Genomic DNA, 21,172 nt, shown 5'->3' with positions numbered 1-21,172 from the left:
TACAGCAAGAGGCTTGAAACCATCGGCAAAAACTTTCAGGAGGCCGGTCAGCAGCCCGACTTGCCCGCGTGGACCGCCAGGGCGGTGTTCGCGCCCAGGGTGGCCGTGAACTGCCCGCTGGAGTTCACCGTCACGGTCCTGTTGCCCTGCACATCGCAGTACGTCCCCGCAGGCAGCGACGTCTGATACGTACGGCTCAGCGAACCCGGCTCGTGGTTGATGGCCACGAAGCCCTTGCTGCCCCGGCCGAAGGCGATGGCGTCGCCGCCGTTGTCCCACCAGTTGGTGACGGCCTGGCCCCGGGTGGCGTTGCGGAAGCCGACCATGGACTTGATCTCGGGCCAGTTGTGCTGGCACTTCCAGCCGTCCTGCCAGCAGGCGTTCACCTGGCCCCCGTTGGGCGGTCCGGCGTCGTGGTCGCTGAACTCGTACCCGGAGTTGATGTCGGGGGCGCCGTAGGGCCAGGCCAGCATGAAGACGTTGGCCAGGGTGTAGGTGGCGTTGTCCTTGTAGCTGAGGGTCGAGCCGTTGCGCTCGGTGTCGTGGTTGTCGACGAACACGCCGGAGACGCCGCTGTTCATGTAGCCCCAGCCCTCGCCGTAGTTCTTCAGGTAGGCGAGGTTCTCGTTGTTGAAGACCCGTTTGAGGTCGTAGGCGTAGCGGAACTCCTGGACGTCGCCGTTACTCGTGTATTCGGTGGGCTGGACCGCCTCGCCGGAGCCGTGGATGACCTCCTGCTTCCAGTACACCGACGGGCTGCTCAGCCGGGACTTGATGTTGGCGAGGTCGGCGGTGTCGATGTGCTTGGCCGCGTCGATGCGGAAGCCGTCGACGCCGAGGGAGAGCAGGTCGTTCATGTACCCGGCGATCGCGCCGCGGACGTAGTTCTCGCCCGTGTCGAGGTCGGAGAGCCCGACCAGTTCGCAGTGCTGGACGTTCCAGCGGTCCTGGTAGTTGCTGATCTGGCCCGTACAGTCGTCGAAGTCGGGGGCGGAGTAGAGGCCCGGATAGTTGTACTTCGTGTACGACGAGCCGCCGGTGCCGGTGCCGCCGCCGGCCGCCATGTGGTTGACGACGGTGTCGACGACGACCTTCACCCCGGCCGCGTGGCAGGTGTTCACCATGTTCCGGAAGGCCGTCCGGTCACCGAGCCGCCCTGCGATCTTGTAGCTGACCGGCTGATACGAGGTCCACCACTGCGGGCCCTGTATGTGCTCGGCGGGCGGGGAGACCTGGACGTAGCCGTACCCGGCGGGTCCGAGGGTGGTGGTGCACTCGCGGGCGACCGAGGCGAAGTTCCATTCGAAGAGGACGGCGGTGACGTCCTTGGTGCCAGGTGGGGAGGCCTGCGCACCGGTCGGGTTCATGACAATCGAAGCCGCGGCGAGCGCCGCGGCGGTGGCGAGGTATCTGCGTGCCATGTGGGGTTTCCTTCTTCGTTGAAGGTTCTTGCTGCAAGGTTCAGAAACCTTGCGGTGACGCAGATAGTAGAGGCCCGCCGCCCGAATGGGCAGCGGGCCGTACGAAATTCAAAGGAAAGTCAGGCGCGGGCCTCCGCGGTCGCGGTGGTCCACCACACCGTGGTGTCGGCCGGCACCTTCGCCTCGTCGTCGACCAGCACGATCTCGCCGCTCGCGACCAGCATCCGGCCGTACGCCGGCATCGCCACCGACTCCCCGGTGGTGTTGGCGACGCACACGAACTCCCCGCGGCGGAAGGCGAGCACGCCCTCGGGCGCGCGCAGCCACTCCACGGAGGTGCCGGCGCCGAGGTCGGGCTGCTCGCGCCGCACGCGGAGCGCGGCCCGGTACAGCTCCAGGGTCGAACCGGCCTCGCCGCTCTGCGCTTCGACGCTCAGCTCGCCCCAGCCCTCGGGCTGCGGCAGCCAGCTGCCGCCGTCGCCGAAGCCGTACGACGACCCCGTCCGGGTCCACGGGATCGGCACCCGGCACCCGTCGCGGAAGCCGTCCTGGCCGGCGCCCCGGAAGTACGCCGGGTCCTGGCGCACCTCGTCCGGCAGGTCGACGACGTCGGGCAAGCCGAGCTCCTCGCCCTGGTAGACGTATGCCGAGCCGGGCAGCGCCAGCATGAGCAGGCTCGCGGCCCGGGCCCTGCGCAGCCCCAGTTCGCGGTCGCCGGCCAGGCGGATCTGAGTGCCGAGGCCGGCCGGGTTGGCGAAGCGAGTGGCGTGGCGGGTCACGTCGTGGTTGGACAGCACCCAGGTGGCGGGGGCGCCGACCGGCCGCATGGCCTCCAGGGTGCGGTCGATGACCTCGCGCATCTCCTCGGCGTCCCAGTGGGTGCTGAGGTACTGGAAGTTGAAGGCCTGGTGCAGCTCGTCGGGACGCACGTAGTGCGCGGTGCGCTCGATGGTCGGGGTCCAGGCCTCGGCGACGAAGATCCTTTCGCCCGCGTACTCGTCGAGGATCAGCCGCCACTGCCGGTAGATCTCGTGCACGCCGTCCTGGTCGAAGAACGGCATGACATCGTTGCCCAGCAGCTTCACCTGGTCGTGGGATCCAAGGTCGGGCAGCCCCTCGGCCTTCACCAGGCCGTGGGCGACGTCGATGCGGAAGCCGTCGACGCCCATGTCCAGCCAGAAGCGCAGGATCGAGCGGAACTCGTCGCCGACCGCCGGGTGCTCCCAGTTGAAGTCGGGCTGCTCGGGGGCGAAGAGGTGCAGGTACCACTCGCCGGGCGTGCCGTCGGGTTCGGTCACGCGGGTCCAGGCCGGGCCGCCGAAGATCGACTCCCAGTCGTTGGGCGGCAGTTCGCCGTTCTCGCCCTTGCCGGGGCGGAAGTGGTAGCGGTCCCGCAGCGAGGAGCCCGGGCCCTCGGCGACGGCCCGCTTGAACCATTCGTGCTGGTCGGAGGAGTGGTTGGGCACCAGGTCCACGATGATGCGCAGGCCCAGCGTGTGGGCGTCGCGGATCAGCGCGTCGGCGTCCAGGAGGTTGCCGAACATGGGGTCGACGGCACGGTAGTCGGCGACGTCGTAGCCGGCGTCGGCCTGCGGCGAAGCGTAGAAGGGGCTGAGCCACACGGCGTCCACGCCGAGGTCGCGCAGGTACGGAAGACGGGTGCGGACACCCTCCAGGTCGCCCATGCCGTCGCCGTTGCTGTCGGCGAAGCTGCGCGGGTACACCTGGTAGATCACCGCGTCCCGCCACCAGTCGCGGCGCTTGGCGACGGCGACGGCGGACGCGGGGGTGGGGGCAGGTGCAGCTGAGTGCTGGCTCATGTCGTCCTTGATGCGTAACAGGATGTCGGTCATGGAAGCGTGGGTGGGGAGATGGCGGCGGCCGCGGTACAGCGGGGTCGGATGGGCACCGCGGCCGCCACACCCGCGCCCCGAGGGGCGCGGGACTCTATCGATCTGCGGCTGAGCCGCGTGGCGCGAGCGACCACGGCGGCGCCGCGGCCGTTCGCCCGGCGAGGGTCAGCCCTTCGTGCCACCGGCGGTGAGCCCGGTCACCAGGTTCTTCTGCACCAGGTAGAAGAACACGGAGACGGGTATCGCGATGAGCACCGCGGTCGCGGCCATCAGGTTGCGCTGGGCGTCGTGCTCGCTGATGAAACTCTGCAGGCCGACGGCGAAGGTGTACTTCTCGTCGTCCAGCATGAAAACGGTGGCGAAGGCGACCTCGCCGAAGGCGGTGATGAAACTGTAGAAGGCAGCCACCGCCAGACCCGGCCGGGCGAGCGGCAGGATCAGCCGGAAGAACGTGCCGAAGGGCGTCAGTCCGTCGACGCGGCCGGCCTCGTCGATCTCGAACGGGATGGTGTCGAAGTAGCCCTTCAGCAGCCAGGCGCAGTAGGGCACCGCGGTCGAGCAGTAGACCAGGATCAGGCCGACGTAGGTGTCGACGAGCTGCAGGCTCGACAGGATCTGGTACATCGGCACGATCAGCACGGCGATGGGGAACATCTGCGTGCACAGCAGCACCCACATGAACTTCTTGTAGCCCGGGAAGCGCATGCGGGACACCGCGTACCCGGTCGTGGCGGCGATGACCACTCCGACGACCGTGGTCCCCAGGGACACGATCAGCGTGCTCTGCAGCCAGTGGAAGAAGGCGGTCTCCTGGAGCACGAAGCTGTAGTTGTCCAGGGTCATCTTCGACCAGATGCCACCGGGGTGCAGGTAGTCGTCCTTGTCCGGGCCGAGGGACAGGAAGATCAGCCAGGCGATCGGGAAGAGCGCGATCAGGCTCGCGAGGATCAGCAGGCCATGGGAGACGATGCTCCCGGCCGCGCCGCGCCGGTTGCGGCGGCGCGCGGGGGCGGACGCGGGGGCGGCGGCGGGGGCCGGAGCCCCGCCCGCGGTCTGCTGGACGGTCGTGGTGCTCATGGGGACTCCTGCCTCAGATCGCGAGCTGCTGCTCATCGCGGTTCAGCCAGCGGCGGTAGAAGGAGGTGAAGACGATCAGGATGCCGAGCAGCAGGATCCCGTAGGCGGCCGACTGCGCGAAGTCACGCGGCTGCTGCCCGAAGCCGAGCTGGTAGGCCCAGGTGACGAGGATCTGCGCGTCCGGGGCGGTGTTGCCGAACAGCAGGAAGATGATGGCGAACTGGTTGAACGTCCAGATCACGCCGAGCAGCACCACGGTGGAGCTGACCGACCTCAGGCCCGGCAGGGTGACGTAGCGGAACTGCTGCCAGCGGCTGGCGCCGTCCATCTCGGCGGCCTCGTAGAGGGAGGAGTCGATGGACTGCAGACCGCCGAGCAGGGAGACCATCATGAACGGCACACCGCACCAGGTGTTGACCATGATCGCGGCGAAGCGCTGCCAGAAGGTGTCCTCCAGCCACGCCGGGCTGGGCAGGTGCAGCATCTCCAGGCCGGAGTTGATGATGCCGGAGTCGGCGAGCATGAAGCGCCAGCCGAAGACGGTGACGAAGGTCGGCACGGCCCACGGCAGGATGAGGATCAGCCGGTAGAAGGTGCGCCCGCGCAGCTTCTGGTTGAGCAGCAGCGCCAGGCCCAGGCCGATGGAGTAGTGCAGGGCGACGCACAGGGCCGTCCACACGATCGTCCAGATGAAGTGCGACCAGAAGCGGTCGTAGGCGGTCTCGCCCCACAGAATGTCGGCGTAGTTGTCGAAGCCGATGAACTTGTAGGTGGCCTCGATCTCGTTGACGCCGATCGTCCGGGCCGTGTTGAGGCTGGTCGCGTCGGTCAGCGTCAGATAGAGGCCGTAGGCCAGGGGGTACAGCACGAGGACGCCGAGCACGACGGCCACGGGCGCGATCATCGCGTAGGCGTACCAGTGCTTCTGGTAGCTGTGCTTGAGACGCCGGCCCAGCCCGGACCGGGGACCGCGGTCACCGCTCCGCTTGCCGGTCGCTCGGTCGATGGCGACTGTCATGTTCGACAACCTTCTTCGCGAACTGGAGATCAGCTGGAGATCAGGGGGTACGGCACACAGGCCGATGGCCGCCGGATCCTTCCCCCTCTGTACTGGAGGATCCGGCGGCCACACGGGCCTACTTGCTGTAGTCCGGGAGCAGCTTGGCGATGGAGGTCTCGGCGCTGCTCAGCCCCTGGTCCAGGGACTTCTTGCCACCGGCGATCGCGAGCAGCTCGTCGTCCAGCGGCGTCCACAGCGAGCTGTACTCGGGCAGCTCCGGCCGCGGCTGGGCGGCGGCGAGCACGCCCTGGTAGCCGGCGATGCCCGGGTCGGCCTTGACCTGGCCGGTGTAGGCGTCGTCGCGCGTCGGCAGCGTGTTGTTCTTCAGCGCGATGGTCTCCTGGGCCTTGGCCGAGGTCATGAACTTCACGAACTTCAGCGAGGCCTCCTGGTGGGCCTTGTCCGAGCCCGCGTACACCGAGAGGTTGTGGCCGCCGGTCGGGGCGCCCGCCTTGCCGGAGGAGCCGGCCGGGACGGTGGCGATGCCCAGGTTGGCCTTGTCCTTGAAGGCCGAGCCCTTGTAGAAGTTCGTGATCTCCCACGGCCCCTGGATGATCGAGGCCACCTTGCCGCTGACGAACGCCTCCTGGATGTGGGCGTAGGCGTCGGCGGTGGTGTCGGCCTTGTGCAGGCCCTTGCCCTTGAACAGGCTCAGCCAGGTGCCGTAGGCCTTCTTGGCCGCGGGCGAGGTGACCGTGATCTTCTTGGCGTCGACGTCGACGGTGTCGGCGCCCTCGCCGTAGAGGAAGGAGTGGGCGTAGTAGGACTGGGTCGAACCCCAGTAGCCGTCGACGCCGGTCTTGCTCTTGATGGTGGCCGCGGCCTTCTTCAGGTCGCCCCAGGTCTTGGGAGCCTCGACGCCGGCCTTCTTGAACAGGGCCTTGTTGTAGACCAGGGCGAGGGTGTCCGTGGTGAACGGCGCGCCGTAGGTCTTGCCCTCGTACTGGGCCTGCTTGATCAGGTTCGGCTTGAACTTGTCCTGCTCGGCGAGGGCGTCGGTGCCGTCCAGCGGCAGGAAGAAGCCCTTCTTGGCGAAGGCGGGCGTCCAGCCGACCTCGGAGCGCAGCACGTCGGGAGCACCCTTGGAACCGGCGGCGGTGTCGAACTTGTTCTGCGCCTGGTCGAAGGGGACGTTGACGTACTTGACCTTGACGTCCTTGTTGGCGGCCTCGAACTCCTTGACGAGGGCCTTGTAGGTCGGCGCCTCGTTGGTGGCGTTGGAGGTGTCCCACCAGGTGATGGTGACGGGACCGTCGGCCTTGTCGCCGCTGTCGCTTCCGCCGCACGCCGTCGCTGCCAGGGCGAGGGACGCCACCAGCGCGGTGGCCGCTATGCCACGCCGCATGAGTTCTCCTTGAGGGTGAAGCCCGTTTCGTGCTGCCGACTGCGCCGTTGGCCGCCGGGCGTCGGTGACATTAGCCGCGCTGCAACGAGTTGCGAAAGACCTTGCAGCAAAAAGTTGCAAGGGGTGCGGATGGTTATCCCGCCGTGACCTCCCCTCGACCGGCCCGAGGCCTTGATTTCCGCCTGCCGGGCGGGCAGTCGGACGGCTGTGCAAGACTCTGCAAGCACTTGCCATCCGTATCCGCCGGGGGGATCATCCGTTGCGGATCGGACGCCGACCACGAGTTTTGAGGGACCGCGATGACCAAGCCACCCGCAGCGGGCCGTGCGACGGCGCGCATCAGGCGTCCCGTCGGTGTGCAAGGGCAACCCCGGCCGCTACAGTCCAGTGCTGTGACCACACGGCTTGCGGACATCGCGTTGCAGGCGGGGGTGAGCGAAGCGACCGTCAGCCGCGTCCTCAACGGGAAGCCGGGCGTCGCCGCCACCACCCGCCAGTCCGTACTGGCCGCTCTCGACGTCCTGGGCTACGAACGCCCGGTGCGCCTGCGCCAGCGCAGCGAGGGCCTGGTCGGCCTGATCACCCCGGAGCTGGAGAACCCGATCTTCCCGGCCCTGGCGCAGGTCATCGGCCAGGCGCTGACACGGCAGGGCTACACGCCCGTGCTGGCCACCCAGACCCCGGGCGGCTCGACCGAGGACGAACTCACCGAGATGCTCGTCGACCGCGGGGTCGCCGGCATCATCTACGTCTCCGGGCTGCACGCCGACACCACCGCCGACATGCAGCGCTACGACCGGCTGCGCGCCCAGGGCGTGCCCTACGTGCTGGTCGACGGCTTCTCGCCGAAGGTGCAGGCGCCGTTCATCTCCCCCGACGACCGCGCGGCGATGAGCCTGGCGGTCACGCACCTGGCGTCCCTGGGGCACACCCGCATCGGTCTGGCCCTCGGACCCAAGCGGTTCGTGCCGGTGCAGCGCAAGATCGAGGGGTTCGTGCGCACGATGCAGGACCAGTTGGGTCTGAGCGCCGAGACCGTCGAGTCGGAGCTGGTGCAGCACTCGCTGTACACCCTTGAGGGTGGTCAGGCGGCGGCCACGGCGTTGATCGACCGCCGCTGCACGGCCGTGGTGTGCGCCAGCGACATGATGGCGCTGGGCGCGATTCGGGCGGCCCGGCAGCTCGGCCTGGACGTGCCGAAGGACATCTCCGTGGTCGGCTTCGACGACTCCCCGCTGATCGCCTTCACCGACCCGCCCCTCACCACGATCCGCAAGCCGGTCCCGGCCATGGGGCAGGCGGCCGTGCGCACGCTGCTGGAGGAGATCGGCGGGACGCCCGCGCCGCACAGCGAGTTCGTGTTCATGCCCGAACTGGTGGTGCGCGGTTCGACCGCTTCGGCCCCCGGGGAACGTGGTCGTTTCTGAGGTTCGCGGCCTGAAGTCGCCGTAGGACATGCGGCCCGGACGGAGCCGCGGGATGATCGGTGGAGAAGTCCTTTTCTGGCAGACTTTGCGCCTATGGGTGAAACGACCGTAACGCAGCCGGAGGGCCTGGAAGCGGCCCTCCCGGACCCCGTTGCGGCCGATGCGGGGAGTGGCCCGCTGCGCCGGCTGCGCACTCCGCGCCGGCCCCGGTTCTGGTTCGAGATCCTGCTGATCGCGGTGAGTTACTGGACGTACTCGCTCATCCGCAACGCCGTCCCCGAGCAGAAGGCCGAGGCGCTGCACAACGCCGACTGGATCTGGCGGGTCGAGCACCAGCTGGGCATCGCCGTCGAGGAGACCGTCAACCACACGGTGAACTCGGTGCATTGGCTCATCGTCGGGATGAACTACTACTACGCGACGCTGCACTTCGTGGTGACGCTGAGTGTGCTGGTGTGGCTTTTCCGTCGCCACCCGGGGCGTTACGCGGCGACGCGCCTGGTGCTGTTCGCGACGACCGCGGTCGCCCTGCTCGGCTACTACCTGTACCCGCTGGCGCCCCCGCGGCTGATGAACGGCGGCGACTTCGTCGACACGGTCATGGTCCACCAGACCTGGGGCTCGATGGCATCGGGCGACCTGAAGCACATGTCCAACCAGTACGCCGCGATGCCCTCGATGCACATCGGCTGGTCCGTGTGGTGCGGCCTGACGATCTTCGCCCTGGCCACCGTCCCCTGGGTGCGGGTGCTGGGCCTGCTGTACCCGGCGCTGACGCTGGTGGTCATCGTCGCGACGGCCAACCACTTCTGGCTGGACGCGGTGGGCGGTGTGCTGTGCCTGGCCTTCGGGTTCGCGGTCGCACGGCTCTGGTACGGGCGGCAGCCGTACGCGCTGCCGAGGACGGCACCGGAGCGCGGGCGCGGCCGGTCCAAGTCCCCGGCCAGGGCATGAGCCTCCGGCCCCTCGGGGGCCTGGGGCTTCTGCCGGGCGTCTCGACGGTCAGAAACCCCCTAGCGCTCGCTGGTGCCGTAGAACCGTTCCTCCACCACGGCACGCGCCCGGCGGGCCGTGCGCCGGTACGCGTCCAGCATGTCGCCCGCGTGCCCCGGGCCGAACCCCAGGTACCTGCCGACGGCGGCCAGCTCCCGGGGCTCCGTCGGGAAGGTGTCGCCGGCCCGGCCGCGGACCAGCATCACCGCGTTGCGGACCCGGGTCGCGAGGACCCAGGCCTCGTCCAGGGTCGCCGCGTCCTCGTCCGTGATGAGCCCGGCGGCACGGGCGGCGGCCAGGGCCTCACGGGTGCGGGTGGTGCGCAGACCCGGCTCCGACGAGCCGTGCCGCAGCTGCATGAGCTGCACGGTCCACTCCACGTCGGACAGGCCACCCGGCCCGAGCTTGGCGTGCAGCTTGGGGTCGGCGCCGCGCGGCAGCCGCTCGGACTCCATACGGGCCTTCAGCCGCCGGATCTCGCGCACGGCCTCGTCGGCCAGCCCGGCCGCCGGATAGCGCAGCGGGTCGATCAGCTCGATGAAGCGACGGCCCAGGTCCTCGTCGCCGGCGACGGGCTCGGCCCGCAGCAGCGCCTGTGACTCCCAGGTCTGGGCCCACCGGCGGTAGTAGGCCTCGTACGAGGTGAGGGTGCGCACCAGCGCCCCCGACTTGCCCTCGGGGCGCAGGTCGGCGTCGATGAGCAGGGGCGGGTCGGCGCTGGGGATCTGCAGCAGGCGGCGCATCTCGGAGACGACCTTGTTGGCCGCCCGGGACGCTTCCCGCTCGTCGACGCCGTCGCGCGGTTCGTGCACGAACAGCACGTCCGCGTCGGAGCCGTAGCCCAGCTCGTGGCCGCCGAACCGGCCCATGCCGATGATCGCGAAGCGGGTGGGCAGGTCGTCGCCCCAGCCGTCCCGCACGACCGCGCGGAGCGTGCCGGCCAGGGTCGCGGCTGTCAGGTCCGAGATCGCGCCGCCGACCCGGTCCACCAGGGCGCCCTGGTCGGCCTCCGCGGGCTGCTCCTCGGTGCCGTAGGAGCCGACGATGTCCGCGGCGGCCGTGCGGAACAGCTCGCGGCGGCGCACGCCGCGGGCGGCCGTGACCGCCTGGGTGACACCGTCGGCGCGCCGCACCGCGGCGAGTATCTCCTGCTCCAGGTGGTCGCGCGGCCGGGGCTCCAGTCCGCCGCCGTCCCCGTCGCCGAGCAGCGCCACCGCCTCCGGTGCGCGCATCAGCAGGTCGGGCGCGAGCCGGCCGGCGGACAGCACCCGGGCGAGGTTCTGCGCGGCGGCGCCCTCGTCCCGCAGCAGCCGCAGGTACCAGGGGGTCTTGCCGAGCGCGTCCGAGACCTTGCGGAAGCCCAGCAGGCCCGCGTCCGGGTCGGCCGAGTCGGCGAACCAGCCGAGCAGCACCGGGAGCAGGGTGCGCTGGATGGCGGCCTTGCGGGTGACGCCGGAGGCCAGGGCCTCCAGGTGGCGCAGCGCGGAGGCGGGGTCGGCGTAGCCGAGGGCGACCATGCGTTCCCGGGCCGCCTCGGTGCTCAGCCGGGCCTCCCCGGTGGCGAGCTGGGCGACCGCGTCGAGCAGCGGCCGGTAGAAGAGCTTCTCGTGCAGACGGCGCACGACGCCCGCGTGCCGCCGCCACTCGCGGTGCAGGTCGGCGACCGGGTCCTTGCGCATGCCGAGGGAACGGCCGATCCGGCGCAGCTCGGCCTCGTCCTCGGGGACGAGGTGGGTGCGGCGCAGCCGGAACAGCTGGATGCGGTGCTCCATCGAGCGCAGGAACCGGTAGGCGTCGTCGAGCTGGGCCGCGTCGGCCCGGCCGACGTAGCCCCCGGCGGCGAGGGCCTCGAGCGCGTCCAGGGTGGTGCCGCTGCGCAGCGAGGTGTCGGCCCGGCCGTGCACCAGCTGGAGCAGCTGCACGGCGAACTCGACGTCCCTGAGGCCGCCCGGTCCCAGTTTCAGCTGGCGGTCGACCTCGCCGGCGGGAATGTTCTCCACGACCCGGCGGCGCATCTTCTGCACGTCGGGGACGAAGTTCTCGCGCTCGGCGGCCTTCCACACCAGGGGCTGGACGGCGGCGACGTACTCCTCGCCGAGGTCGAGGTCGCCGGCCACCGGGCGGGCCTTGAGCAGCGCCTGGAACTCCCAGGTCTTGGCCCAGCGCTGGTAGTAGGCGAGGTGACTGGAGAGGGTCCGTACGAGGGGGCCGTTGCGGCCCTCGGGCCGGAGGTTGGCGTCGACGGGCCAGATGGAGCCCTCGACGGTGGTCTCGGAGCAGATCCGCATCATGTGCGAGGCGAGCCGGGTCGCGGCGCGTACGGCCTTGGTCTCGTCGGCCCCTTCGATGGCCTCCCCGACGAAGATGACGTCCACGTCCGAGACGTAGTTCAGCTCGTGGCCGCCGCACTTGCCCATGGCGATGACCGCCAGGCGGCACAGGGCGGCGTCCTCGGGCGCGGCCGCCTCGGCGATCCCTAGGGCGGCGCGCAGCGTGGCGGTGGCGAGGTCGGCCAGCTCGGCGGCGGATTCGGCGACGCCGGTGGTGCCGCACACGTCCCGGGCGGCGATGGACAGCAGGCAGCGCCGGTAGGCGACGCGCAGGGAGACCGGGTCGGTGGCCTCCGCGAGCCCGGCTTCGAACTCCTCCACCCCGGGGTGCAGGTCGTACGCCTCGTACATGACGAGGGCCTGCCAGTCGTCCGGGTGCCGGGCGAGGTGGTCGGCCAGGGCGGTGGAGGCGCCGAGGACACCGAGGAGACGGTCGCGCAGCGGCTTGGAGGAGATCAGCGTGTCGAGCAGTTCCCGGCGGGCGCCGGAGCCCTGCTGGGCCTCCAGCAGCCGGACCAGTCCGAGCAGGGCGAGATCGGGGTCGGCGGTGGCGCCCAGCGCCTCCAGGAGGACCGGGTCGTCGCGCAGGGGGGCCAGCTCGGGGCTGTCCAGGAGCCGCTCGGCGGCGGAGGCGTCGGTGAAGCCGTGCCGCAGCAGTCGTGTGAAGGTGCTGCTCCTGCGCCCCGGCACCGCCGTCATCCGGGCCTCCCTCGCACTGTTCCTCGGACATGCATCGGATCAAGGTCGTACGGCTTTGAGCCTAACCGCCCGGGCCGGGGGAAGCGCCGGGGAGTTCGGCAGGCGGACGGGGGTGCGGACCGGGTCGCGCGGGCTGGGCGATGCGGGGGGGGGCTCGGAGGTGCGGACGGGGCTGGGGCTGAGGCGTGCCCGGGTACGACGGGTGGACGGGGCCGGGGGGACGGCGGGCGGACGGGGCCGGCGCTGAGGCGTGCCGGGGGTACGGCGGACGGACGGGGCGGGCGCGTGGCTGCCTTGGGCCGGCCGGGTGTGTGGCGGGTGCGGCTGCGCGGCGGGGCGCAGGGGGCGGGCGGGGACGGGCGTGGCTACGTGGGCCGGCCGCTGGGGGTGGCGCGGGTACGGCGATTGGCGGCGTGCTCGGGGACGCGAGGGCCATTTCCGCCACGGCACGGGTCCGGCAGCCGTCTACTCGGTGGCGCCGCCGGGCGTTTTCGGCTTCGGTGAGGGGGAGCCGTTCAGCCGGCTTCGGCCGGCGCCCGTCGCCTTCGGCCGGCCTCGGTCGCCATCTACCGTCCGGCATCGGTCGACGAGCCCGGCGTCAAGCGGGTCCGTCGGCTGCGGCCGGACGAGGTGGCGGTTCTCATCAGGCCGGACGAAGGAGTCATGCCATGGACATCACCCTCGAAGTCATCCCGCTGCCCGTCTCCGACATCGACCGTGCCCGGGACTTCTACCGGGACAAGGTCGGCTTCCACGTGGACATCGACCAGGAGGTCATGCCCGGGATGCGGATCGTGCAGCTGACCCCTCCGGGCTCCGGCTGCTCGATCGCCCTGGGCGCGTCGATCTGGGAGATGACGCCCGGCCCCACCCCGGCACCCGGTACCTATCAGGGCCTGCAGCTGTGCGTCGCCGACATCAAGGCGGCCCACGCGGAGCTGGTCGCCCGCGGGCTCGACGTCTCGGAGCCGGTCCAGTACTCCCCCGACGACGGTGCCACGTTCATGCACTTCCAGGACCCGGACGGCAACGGCTGGGCCGTGCAGGAGTACCGGCGCCGGGCCACCGAGCCGCTGCACCAGCTGCTGGCGGACCTGAAGCGGAAGCAGGCCTGAGGGCCAGCAGAGAACCCGGTCAGGAATCAAGAAGCACGTCTCGCGGGGCGCGATTAGCGTCGTTGTCATGACTTCCATCGCATCCGTCACCCTCGAGGTGGCCGACCCCGCAGCCGCCGACCGCTTCTACTCCGCCGCCTTCGGTCTGGGCGACCGGCTGCGCCTGCGGGCGTCGGAGGCACCGACCTCCGGCTTCCGCGGGTTCACGCTGTCGCTCGTGGTCCCCCAGCCGGCCGACGTGGACGCCCTCGTGGAGGCGGCGGTACGGGCGGGCGCGACGACGCTGAAGCCCGCCGCCAAGTCGCTGTGGGGCTACGGGGGTGTCGTGCAGGCCCCTGACGGCACGATCTGGCAACTGGCGTCGTCGTCGAAGAAGAACACCGGCCCGGCGACCGGGCGGGTCGACGACTTCGTGCTCCTGCTCGGCGTGGAGGACGTGAAGGCCAGCAAGCAGTTCTACGTCGATCACGGCTTGGCCGTGGGCAAGAGCTTCGGCTCCAAGTACGTGGAGTTCGCCGCCGACGGCCCCGTCAAACTGGCCCTGTACAAGCGCCGCGGCCTCGCCAAGGTCGCGGGCGTCGCTCCCGACGGCACGGGCTCCCACCGCCTCACCGTCGACGGCGACGCCGGGCCGTTCACCGACCCGGACGGCTTCACATGGACGACCGCTTCGCAGAGCGCGTCGGTGTGACGGAGGCGGGCCTCAGGACGGCACCGCCGTCAGGCGGGTCACCGCCAGCCGCGTCAGCTCGCGGCTGTGCGGCTCGCCGTCGAGGGAGCGGTGCAGGGTCAGCCCTTCGATCAGCGCGTCCAGCTGACGTGCCGTGACCGGGTCGAAGTGCTGCTCCAGGAGCAGGCGGCTGCGGCGCATCCAGGCCTGTGTCAGCTCGCGGTACTCGGGCCGCCTGGCGGCCAGGGTGTACAGCTCGTGGGCCAGGACGAGGTCACGCCGGGGTCCCTCGGACAGGGCGTGGACGAGGTCCGTGACGGCTTCACCGACCTGCTCGGGTGTCTCGGCACGGCCGAGGTAGCGCTCGAACTCGGCCACGATGTGATCGGCGAACCGGGTGAAGGCCTCCCGCAGCAGCTCGTCGATGCCGCTGAAGTGGTAGGTCATCGAGCCGAGCGGCACCCCGGCCCGGGCGGCGACCCTGCGGTGGGAGACACCGGCGACTCCCTCGTCGGCGATGTGGTCGAGCGTGGCGGCGAGAATGCGCTCGCGGCGCTGCGGATCGGCATGCCCGGTGGCCATGGCGGACTTCTCCGGCGGGTCAGAGGTTGCGGACGGGCTTGGCGGGATTGCCGACGGCCACGACGTCGGCGGGGACGTCCCTGGTGACGACAGCGCCCGCGCCGACGACGGCGTTGGCGCCGATGGTGACGCCCGGACACACGATGACCCCGCCTCCCAGCCAGACGTTGTCCCCGATCACGATCGGCCGCGCGGCCTCCAGCTTGTCCCGGCGGGGCTCCGGCTCCACCGGGTGGGTGGGCGTGAGGAGTTGGACGTTGGGCCCGATCTGGCAGTCCTCGCCGATGGTGATCCGGGCGACGTCCAGCGCGGTCAGGTTGTAGTTGACGAAGGTCCGGGCGCCGATGGAGATGTTGCTCCCGTAGTCGACGTACACCGGCGGCCGCAGGTCGACCCCCTCCCCCACGGCACCGAACAGCTCGTGCAGCATCGCGCGCGCCGACTCGGCGTCCTCGGTATAGGCGGCCAGATACCGCGCGGCAAGCCGCATCGCCCGCTGCTGCCGCCGGGCGATCTCGGGATCGTCGGCGATGTAGAGATCACCGGCGAGCATGCGCTCGATGTTGGTCCGGGGGTCGTCGGCGAAGTGGTCGGTGGCCATGCGTACGATCGTACGCTCCGGAAGGTACGAACGTACACTCCGGGCGGGAGCCGTCCTCTGCGAGTGGCAGCCGTGCTGGGTGAACCATCTCTGCCCGGGCGCATTCCTCGTGACCCCAGGCAGCTTCGTCGCGAGGGCGGCCGCTGTGCACCGGCTGCCGAGCCGACTGCCCGGACTGCGCCTCAGGTGCGGCCGGTAACCCTAGAGGCGATGCGCTCATCATCAAGCCGCTGCTTGGGGCTCCACCCGCTTCCTGAGACCCGCCGGCGAGGAGCCTCAGTCCGTCAAACGGACCTTCGTGTCATCCGCTCAGGTGTCCGTACCGCCCGCCGCCGGCAGGAGTGCAGCCAGTTCGGCGTCATCCGGACGATGGGCCGCCTCGGCCGCATGACGCAGAACGGCCCGGTCGACCTTGTCCGCGTCGGCGATCAGATGAATCACCACGCCGTCGTCGGGCACGGCGTATTCGTGACTGCCACCGGCCTTGCGGTACCAGGCGTCGCCGTCGTGCTCGCAAACGACCTGTTTGTCCGACACCTCGCCCAACGGCTGCTTGGGGCAGTTCTCCGCTGTCATCGTGCCGCGGCCTACGAACAGGCCGAATTTGGAGGCGCCCTTCCCGGATTCATACGCGGCGGCGAACTCACCGTTGTACTCGCCGACCGACTGCTGGAGCACGGTGTAACCGGGGATCTCGGTGACACGGACGAGGTCCGGCGCCACTCCCCAGGCACGCGCGGCGGCGTCCAGGTCGGCACTGTCCGCTGCCGCCCCTTGCGCCCCGCCGTTCTCGTCCGCGTCGCATCCTGTGAGGAGCACGGGCAGCAGGAGGAGGGGGAGCAGCGCACGCGTGGTTCGCATCATGCGCACATCCTGTCGCACTGGCATACGAAGGCCACAACCGGTTTCCGGATGCCCTCACTCGCGTTCCCTGCCCAGCGGCACGACTCACGGAACGCCTTGAGCACGGCAGCGAAGCATCCAGCAGATGCCGTGAGGGTCGACAGCCGTCATCGTCGACCCTCACGCAATGGCGGGACGGGGAACCCCTCCCATCTGCCCTTACAGCGCCGGCAGGTTCTTCCGCAGCTCGAACGCCGTGACCTCCGAGCGGTACTCCTCCCACTCCTGGCGCTTGTTGCGCAGGAAGAAGTCGAAGACGTGCTCGCCGAGGGTCTCGGCCACCAGGTCGCTGCGTTCCATCAGGGTCAGGGCCTCGCCCAGGTTCTGCGGGAGGGGTTCGATGCCCATCGCGCGGCGCTCCGCGTCGGAGAGGGCCCAGACGTCGTCCTCGGCACCCGGAGGGAGTTCGTAGCCCTCCTCGATGCCCTTGAGGCCGGCGGCGAGGAGGAGCGCGTACGCGAGGTAGGGGTTCGCGCCGGAGTCGAGGGAGCGGACCTCGACCCGTGCGGAGCCCGTCTTGCCGGGCTTGTACATCGGGACGCGGACCAGCGCCGAGCGGTTGTTGTGGCCCCAGCAGATGTAGGAGGGGGCCTCGCCGCCCGCGCCCGCCGTGCGCTCCGCGCCGCCCCAGATGCGCTTGTAGGAGTTGACCCACTGGTTGGTGACCGCGGAGATCTCCGCCGCGTGCCGCAGCAGGCCCGCGATGAAGGAGCGGCCCACCTTGGAGAGCTGGTACTCCGAGCCCGACTCGTAGAAGGCGTTGCGGTCGCCCTCGAAGAGGGAGAGGTGGGTGTGCATGCCGCTGCCCGGGTGCTCGGAGAAGGGCTTCGGCATGAACGTGGCGTGCACGCCCTGCTCCAGGGCCACCTGCTTCATGACGAGGCGGAACGTCATGACGTTGTCGGCCGTGGAGAGCGCGTCGGCGTAGCGGAGGTCGATCTCCTGCTGGCCCGGCGCGCCCTCGTGGTGGGAGAACTCCACCGAGATGCCCATCGACTCCAGCATGGTGATCGCCTGGCGGCGGAAGTCCATGCCGACGTTGGTCGGGGTGTGGTCGAAGTAGCCGGAGTTGTCCGCGGGCGTCGGGCGGCTGCCGTCGAGCGGCCGGTCCTTCAGCAGGAAGAACTCGATCTCCGGGTGCGTGTAGAAGGTGAAGCCCAGGTCGCTCGTACGGGCCAGGGCGCGCTTCAGGACGTAGCGCGGGTCCGCGAAGGACGGGGAGCCGTCCGGCATGAGGATGTCGCAGAACATCCGGGCCGTGCCCGGGGCCTCCGCGCGCCACGGCAGGATCTGGAAGGTCGACGGGTCCGGCTTGGCGATCATGTCGGACTCGTAGACCCGGGCGAAGCCCTCGATCGCGGAGCCGTCGAAGCCGATGCCCTCGTCGAAGGCCTGCTCCAGCTCGGCCGGGGCCACGGCGACGGACTTGAGGAAGCCCAGCACGTCCGTGAACCACAGGCGTACGAACCGGATGTCGCGCTCCTCCAATGTCCGGAGCACGAACTCCTGCTGCTTGTCCATCTTCCGCTTCCCCATCCTTGCTGGTCAGGCCGCCTGTCTTCCGTACCACGGGAGGCGGTCGGGCACCTGAGCATCCCACCACACCACCGTTTCGAACGCGTTGCGGACCATGATCGCCCGGCTGATCCGGGGTCGAACGCCTCGCGTCCGGCGGGTGAACTGCTCTGCCGCCCATAGTGCCTGCTCGCACCGACATCCGTAACGGCCGGTTCCCCGGCGTCGCCCGCCACTTAATTTGCATCTCAAATGCAAGTTTTAATAACGTGCGCGCAGCCGAGCCTTGAGGAGGCCTGATGCTGTCCGAGCAGTCCACCGCCACCGTCCGTGCCACGCTCCCCGCCGTCGGGGGTGCCCTCGGCACGATCACCGAGCGCTTCTACGCCGGGCTGTTCGCGGCCCACCCGGAGCTGCTGCGGGACCTGTTCAACCGGGGCAACCAGGCCGCCGGCACCCAGCGCCAGGCGCTCGCCGGGTCCGTCGCCGCGTTCGCGACCCACCTGCTGGAGCACCCCGGGCAGCGGCCGGACGCGATGCTGCGGCGCATCGCCCACAAGCACGCCTCGCTCGGGGTCGCGCCGGAGCAGTACGCCGTCGTCCACGAGCACCTGTTCGCCGCGATCGCCGAGGTGCTCGGGGACGCCGTCACGCCCGAGGTCGCCGCCGCCTGGGACGAGGTCTACTGGCTGATGGCGAACGCCCTGATCGCCGTGGAGCAGCGGCTGCGCGAGGAGCGCGGCGGGCACACCTGGCGGACCTGGGAGGTCGTCGAGCGGGTCGCCGAGACCGAGGACGTCGCGACGTTCCGGCTGCGGCCGGCCGACGGCGGCCCGGTGCGCGAGTTCCTCGCCGGGCAGTACGTCTCCGTCCGCGTCGCCCTCGCCGACGGCGCCCGGCAGATACGGCAGTACAGCCTGTCCGGGGTGCCCGGCCCGGGCCTGCGGCAGATCAGCGTCAAGCGCGTACGCGAGTCCGGCGCCCCCGCCGGCGAGGTCTCGAACCACCTGCACGCGCACGTGCGGGTGGGTGACGTCCTGGAGCTGTCCGAGCCGTACGGCGACCTGGTTCTGGACGCCGCTTCCGACACGCCGCTGCTGCTGGCCTCGGCCGGTATCGGCGTGACCCCGATGACCGCGATGCTCGCGCACCTGGCCGACTCCGGGCACCGCGCCCCGGTCACCGTCGTGCACGGCGACCGCTCACCCGCCGCGCACGCCCTGCGCGCGGACCACCAGGCCTACGCCGGCAAGCTGCCCGACGCGGCCGTCCACTTCTGGTACGAGCACGACGCCCCGGCGGACGCGCACTCCGGGCTGGTCGACCTGACCGGCGTCGCGGTCGCCCCGGGCACGCACGCGTATCTGTGCGGCCCGCTCCCGTTCATGCGGGCGGTACGGACCCAGCTGATCGCGAAGGGCGTGGCCCCCGCCGACGTCCACTACGAGGTGTTCGGCCCGGACCTGTGGCTGGCGGGGCAGGACTAGGGAGCGGGGCGACCGGGGGGCCGGGAGATCCCCAGGAGCAGCGCACCGGTCGGTTCCGCGACGATGTCCTCCACCGTCACCGGGTCCAGTGAGCTGAAGAAGGCCTCCTGGGCCCGGCGCAGGGCGCCGCGCAGGCGGCAGGCGGAGTTGAGGGGGCAGGGCGTCGGGCCCTCGCAGTCGACGACGTCGCCGCCGCCCTCGAAGGCGCGGACCACGGCACCCACCGAGGCCGTACGGCCCTGCTCGGTGAGCGTGAGGCCGCCGCCGCGTCCTCGGCGGGCCTCCAGCAGGCCCATGCGCTGAAGCTCGGCGACGACCTTCGCCAGGTGGGTGTACGGCACGTCCATGCCGTCCGCGACGTCCCGGGTCGTCGGACTCGGCCCGCCCGCGACGGCGAGCCGCATCAGGACCCGCAGGGCGAGGTCGGTGGAGCGCAGCAGCCGCATGCGGGCAGCGTAGATAATGCGCATGCGGGGTTCAAATTATCGCTGATCGAGAAGCGGGCCGTTCAGTGCTGATCGCGGAGCCGGCCATTCGTCACTGATCGAGAAGCGGGCCGGCTATCACTGATCGAGAAGCGGGCCATTGATCGCTGATGGAGAAGCGGGCCGCCGGGTCGGAGACCGGCGCCGGGGCCGCCTGAGCTGTCGTCGAGCCGTCGGTGCCGTATCGATTCGGTCCATTCCTCTCCTGCTCTACGAGGCGCCCCGTCTCCCCCATTACGATCAGCTCACCCGACCGTCACCTTTCCCACGAAGGACACCTCATGGGCTCTGCCAACAAGAGCAGCACGGCACGCAAGGCGCGGATAGAGGAGATGCGGCGTGCCGAGCAGGCCCGTGAGCGCCGCAACCGGGTTCTCGTCATCGGGGCGAGTGTGGTGGTCGTCGCCGGACTCGTGGCCGGCGGCGTCGTGCTGGTGCGGTCCCAGGACGACAAGGGCAGTACCACCGCGGCGAGCGACTCCTCGGGCAAGGGCAAGTTCGTGACGGGCAAGGACGGCGTGCGGACGTGGGAGGGCAAGCTGGCCCGCAACCACGTCACCAAGGCCGTGAAGTACGCCTCCGAACCGCCGGTCGGCGGGGACCACAACCCGGTCTGGATGAACTGCAACGGCGACGTCTACACCGAGCCGCTGAAGAATACCAACGCCGTGCACTCGCTGGAGCACGGCGCGGTGTGGGTGACGTACAACGCCGACGCGAAGAAGTCCGACGTCGACGCGCTCGCGGCGAAGGTCAAGAAGACGCCGTACACGCTGATGAGCCCGATGGACGACCAGAAGGAGCCGATCATGCTGTCGGCGTGGGGCCACCAGCGCTCGGTGACGGGTGCGAAGGACCCGAACGTGGACGCGTTCTTCGAGAAGTTCGTCCAGGGCGCGCAGACCCCCGAGCCGGGGGCCGCCTGCACGAACGGGCTGTCCAAGTGAGGCATGTCGGCCTGATCGCCGGGGCCGCGGCGGCGGCGCTGGCCGCCGCCGGTGCGATCACCTACGCCGTCGCGGGGGACGACGGCGGCGGCAGGACGCCGTCCGCCGAGTCCGCGGACGCCGGTTTCGCGCGGGACATGGCGGTGCACCACCAGCAGGCCGTGGAGATGTCGTACGTCGTGCGCGACCGCACGAAGGACGAGGCGGTCCGGCGCCTCGCGTACGACATCGCACAGACACAGGCCAACCAGCGCGGCATGCTGCTCGGCTGGCTCGACCTGTGGGGCCTGCCCAAGGTTTCCTCCGAACCGCCGATGACCTGGATGGACATGGGCGGCATGGCCTCCGGCAAGGACGGCGCGCTGATGCCGGGCATGGCGACCAACTCCGAGATGAAGAAGCTCGGCGAGCTCAGCGGGAAGCGGGCGGAGGTCTTCTACCTCCAATTGATGACGGACCATCACCAAGGCGGCATCCACATGGCCGAGGGGTGTGTGGACAGGTGCACGGTCGGCGTCGAGAAGCGGCTGGCCCAGGGCATGGTGGACGCTCAGCAGTCGGAGATCTCCTTGATGGCGGACATGCTCAAGGAGCGGGGCGCGACGCCGCGGTCCTAGGCAGGATCCGCACGGTCCCGCCTGCCCCGCGACTGTGCGGACGTC

At 70.4% G+C, this 21,172-nt stretch carries 18 protein-coding genes; 7 read left to right on the top strand and 11 right to left on the bottom strand.

The window, feature by feature from the left end; all coding sequences use genetic code 11:
* Positions 1–47 precede the first annotated feature (47 nt).
* The 5 genes from ACIQU3_RS28165 to ACIQU3_RS28145 form a co-directional block, all read right to left on the bottom strand.
* A complete protein-coding gene (locus tag ACIQU3_RS28165) occupies positions 48–1,421 on the bottom strand; it encodes an alpha-amylase family protein (protein ID WP_403732270.1) in 1,374 nt (457 codons plus the stop codon).
* 119 nt (positions 1,422–1,540) lie between these two features.
* Complete coding sequence (locus ACIQU3_RS28160; protein ID WP_403732478.1) at positions 1,541–3,241, bottom strand: glycoside hydrolase family 13 protein; 1,701 nt, start codon at positions 3,239–3,241, stop codon at positions 1,541–1,543.
* 198 nt (positions 3,242–3,439) lie between these two features.
* Complete coding sequence (locus ACIQU3_RS28155) at positions 3,440–4,351, bottom strand: sugar ABC transporter permease (protein ID WP_403928287.1); 912 nt, start codon at positions 4,349–4,351, stop codon at positions 3,440–3,442.
* Between the two features lie 13 nt (positions 4,352–4,364).
* The gene (locus tag ACIQU3_RS28150; RefSeq protein ID WP_403732264.1) at positions 4,365–5,369 is read right to left on the bottom strand and encodes a carbohydrate ABC transporter permease; all 1,005 of its coding nucleotides are present in this window, start codon (positions 5,367–5,369) and stop codon (positions 4,365–4,367) included.
* Positions 5,370–5,487: 118 nt separating this feature from the next.
* On the bottom strand, positions 5,488–6,756 hold the full coding sequence (locus ACIQU3_RS28145; RefSeq protein ID WP_403732256.1) for an extracellular solute-binding protein: 1,269 nt from the start codon (positions 6,754–6,756) through the stop codon (positions 5,488–5,490).
* Between the two features lie 392 nt (positions 6,757–7,148).
* On the opposite strand from ACIQU3_RS28145, the gene ACIQU3_RS28140 reads away from it, so the two are divergent.
* Together ACIQU3_RS28140 and ACIQU3_RS28135 are read left to right on the top strand one after the other, a co-directional pair.
* On the top strand, positions 7,149–8,183 hold the full coding sequence (locus ACIQU3_RS28140) for a LacI family DNA-binding transcriptional regulator (RefSeq protein WP_403928285.1): 1,035 nt from the start codon (positions 7,149–7,151) through the stop codon (positions 8,181–8,183).
* Between the two features lie 93 nt (positions 8,184–8,276).
* Positions 8,277–9,137 carry a phosphatase PAP2 family protein gene (locus ACIQU3_RS28135; protein ID WP_403732248.1) on the top strand — a complete coding sequence of 287 codons (861 nt, stop codon included), beginning with the start codon at positions 8,277–8,279 and terminating at the stop codon, positions 9,135–9,137.
* 59 nt (positions 9,138–9,196) lie between these two features.
* On the opposite strand, the gene ACIQU3_RS28130 is transcribed toward ACIQU3_RS28135, so the two are convergent.
* The gene (locus tag ACIQU3_RS28130; protein WP_403732245.1) at positions 9,197–12,205 is read right to left on the bottom strand and encodes a bifunctional [glutamine synthetase] adenylyltransferase/[glutamine synthetase]-adenylyl-L-tyrosine phosphorylase; all 3,009 of its coding nucleotides are present in this window, start codon (positions 12,203–12,205) and stop codon (positions 9,197–9,199) included.
* A 668-nt stretch (positions 12,206–12,873) separates the two neighbouring features.
* On the opposite strand from ACIQU3_RS28130, the gene ACIQU3_RS28125 reads away from it, so the two are divergent.
* The gene (locus ACIQU3_RS28125) at positions 12,874–13,320 is read left to right on the top strand and encodes a VOC family protein (RefSeq protein ID WP_366713383.1); all 447 of its coding nucleotides are present in this window, start codon (positions 12,874–12,876) and stop codon (positions 13,318–13,320) included.
* Between the two features lie 67 nt (positions 13,321–13,387).
* Positions 13,388–14,011, top strand: a complete 624-nt coding sequence (locus ACIQU3_RS28120) for a glyoxalase (RefSeq protein ID WP_403732240.1) — start codon at positions 13,388–13,390, stop codon at positions 14,009–14,011.
* Positions 14,012–14,023: 12 nt separating this feature from the next.
* Here the strand turns inward: ACIQU3_RS28120 and ACIQU3_RS28115 are convergent, their stop codons facing one another.
* The 4 genes from ACIQU3_RS28115 to glnA form a co-directional block, all read right to left on the bottom strand.
* On the bottom strand, positions 14,024–14,572 hold the full coding sequence (locus ACIQU3_RS28115) for a TetR/AcrR family transcriptional regulator (RefSeq protein WP_403732237.1): 549 nt from the start codon (positions 14,570–14,572) through the stop codon (positions 14,024–14,026).
* 19 nt (positions 14,573–14,591) lie between these two features.
* Entirely contained in the window at positions 14,592–15,173 is a 582-nt protein-coding gene (locus ACIQU3_RS28110) for a sugar O-acetyltransferase (protein WP_403732233.1), read from the bottom strand.
* Between the two features lie 309 nt (positions 15,174–15,482).
* Positions 15,483–16,037 carry a hypothetical protein gene (locus ACIQU3_RS28105; protein ID WP_403928282.1) on the bottom strand — a complete coding sequence of 185 codons (555 nt, stop codon included), beginning with the start codon at positions 16,035–16,037 and terminating at the stop codon, positions 15,483–15,485.
* 198 nt (positions 16,038–16,235) lie between these two features.
* Positions 16,236–17,597 (bottom strand): type I glutamate--ammonia ligase, encoded by a 1,362-nt coding sequence (glnA, locus tag ACIQU3_RS28100; protein WP_033312643.1) that lies wholly within the window; start codon positions 17,595–17,597, stop codon positions 16,236–16,238.
* 293 nt (positions 17,598–17,890) lie between these two features.
* Here glnA and ACIQU3_RS28095 point away from each other — a divergent pair, with 293 nt between their 5' ends.
* Positions 17,891–19,078: a globin domain-containing protein gene (locus ACIQU3_RS28095; RefSeq protein WP_403928280.1), complete on the top strand. Its 1,188-nt coding sequence runs from the start codon at positions 17,891–17,893 to the stop codon at positions 19,076–19,078.
* Here ACIQU3_RS28095 and ACIQU3_RS28090 read toward each other — a convergent pair.
* A complete protein-coding gene (locus tag ACIQU3_RS28090; RefSeq protein ID WP_403732475.1) occupies positions 19,075–19,524 on the bottom strand; it encodes an RrF2 family transcriptional regulator in 450 nt (149 codons plus the stop codon). The genes ACIQU3_RS28095 and ACIQU3_RS28090 overlap by 4 nt on opposite strands.
* Before the next feature lie 320 nt (positions 19,525–19,844).
* On the opposite strand from ACIQU3_RS28090, the gene ACIQU3_RS28085 reads away from it, so the two are divergent.
* Entirely contained in the window at positions 19,845–20,510 is a 666-nt protein-coding gene (locus tag ACIQU3_RS28085; RefSeq protein WP_403732165.1) for a DUF3105 domain-containing protein, read from the top strand.
* The gene (locus ACIQU3_RS28080) at positions 20,507–21,127 is read left to right on the top strand and encodes a DUF305 domain-containing protein (protein WP_403732161.1); all 621 of its coding nucleotides are present in this window, start codon (positions 20,507–20,509) and stop codon (positions 21,125–21,127) included. The genes ACIQU3_RS28085 and ACIQU3_RS28080 overlap by 4 nt, the downstream gene beginning before the upstream one ends.
* The last annotated feature ends 45 nt before the right edge of the window (positions 21,128–21,172 follow it).

Origin of the sequence: Streptomyces sp. NPDC101110, from assembly GCF_044759525.1 — a bacterium.
Lineage (GTDB): Bacteria > Actinomycetota > Actinomycetes > Streptomycetales > Streptomycetaceae > Streptomyces.
This window is presented reverse-complemented; position numbering and strand designations above follow the sequence as displayed.

Bases quoted from the DNA above. Each gene is read 5' to 3' on its own strand.
- ACIQU3_RS28165 (WP_403732270.1), bottom strand. From the start codon at position 1,421: ATGGCACGCAGATACCTCGCCACCGCCGCGGCGCTCGCCGCGGCTTCG.
- ACIQU3_RS28160 (WP_403732478.1), bottom strand. From the start codon at position 3,241: ATGAGCCAGCACTCAGCTGCACCTGCCCCCACCCCCGCGTCCGCCGTC.
- ACIQU3_RS28155 (WP_403928287.1), bottom strand. From the start codon at position 4,351: ATGAGCACCACGACCGTCCAGCAGACCGCGGGCGGGGCTCCGGCCCCC.
- ACIQU3_RS28150 (WP_403732264.1), bottom strand. From the start codon at position 5,369: ATGACAGTCGCCATCGACCGAGCGACCGGCAAGCGGAGCGGTGACCGC.
- ACIQU3_RS28145 (WP_403732256.1), bottom strand. From the start codon at position 6,756: ATGCGGCGTGGCATAGCGGCCACCGCGCTGGTGGCGTCCCTCGCCCTG.
- ACIQU3_RS28135 (WP_403732248.1), top strand. From the start codon at position 8,277: ATGGGTGAAACGACCGTAACGCAGCCGGAGGGCCTGGAAGCGGCCCTC.
- ACIQU3_RS28130 (WP_403732245.1), bottom strand. From the start codon at position 12,205: ATGACGGCGGTGCCGGGGCGCAGGAGCAGCACCTTCACACGACTGCTG.
- ACIQU3_RS28125 (WP_366713383.1), top strand. From the start codon at position 12,874: ATGGACATCACCCTCGAAGTCATCCCGCTGCCCGTCTCCGACATCGAC.
- ACIQU3_RS28120 (WP_403732240.1), top strand. From the start codon at position 13,388: ATGACTTCCATCGCATCCGTCACCCTCGAGGTGGCCGACCCCGCAGCC.
- ACIQU3_RS28115 (WP_403732237.1), bottom strand. From the start codon at position 14,572: ATGGCCACCGGGCATGCCGATCCGCAGCGCCGCGAGCGCATTCTCGCC.
- ACIQU3_RS28110 (WP_403732233.1), bottom strand. From the start codon at position 15,173: ATGGCCACCGACCACTTCGCCGACGACCCCCGGACCAACATCGAGCGC.
- ACIQU3_RS28105 (WP_403928282.1), bottom strand. From the start codon at position 16,037: ATGATGCGAACCACGCGTGCGCTGCTCCCCCTCCTCCTGCTGCCCGTG.
- glnA (WP_033312643.1), bottom strand. From the start codon at position 17,597: ATGGACAAGCAGCAGGAGTTCGTGCTCCGGACATTGGAGGAGCGCGAC.
- ACIQU3_RS28095 (WP_403928280.1), top strand. From the start codon at position 17,891: ATGCTGTCCGAGCAGTCCACCGCCACCGTCCGTGCCACGCTCCCCGCC.
- ACIQU3_RS28090 (WP_403732475.1), bottom strand. From the start codon at position 19,524: ATGCGGCTGCTGCGCTCCACCGACCTCGCCCTGCGGGTCCTGATGCGG.
- ACIQU3_RS28085 (WP_403732165.1), top strand. From the start codon at position 19,845: ATGGGCTCTGCCAACAAGAGCAGCACGGCACGCAAGGCGCGGATAGAG.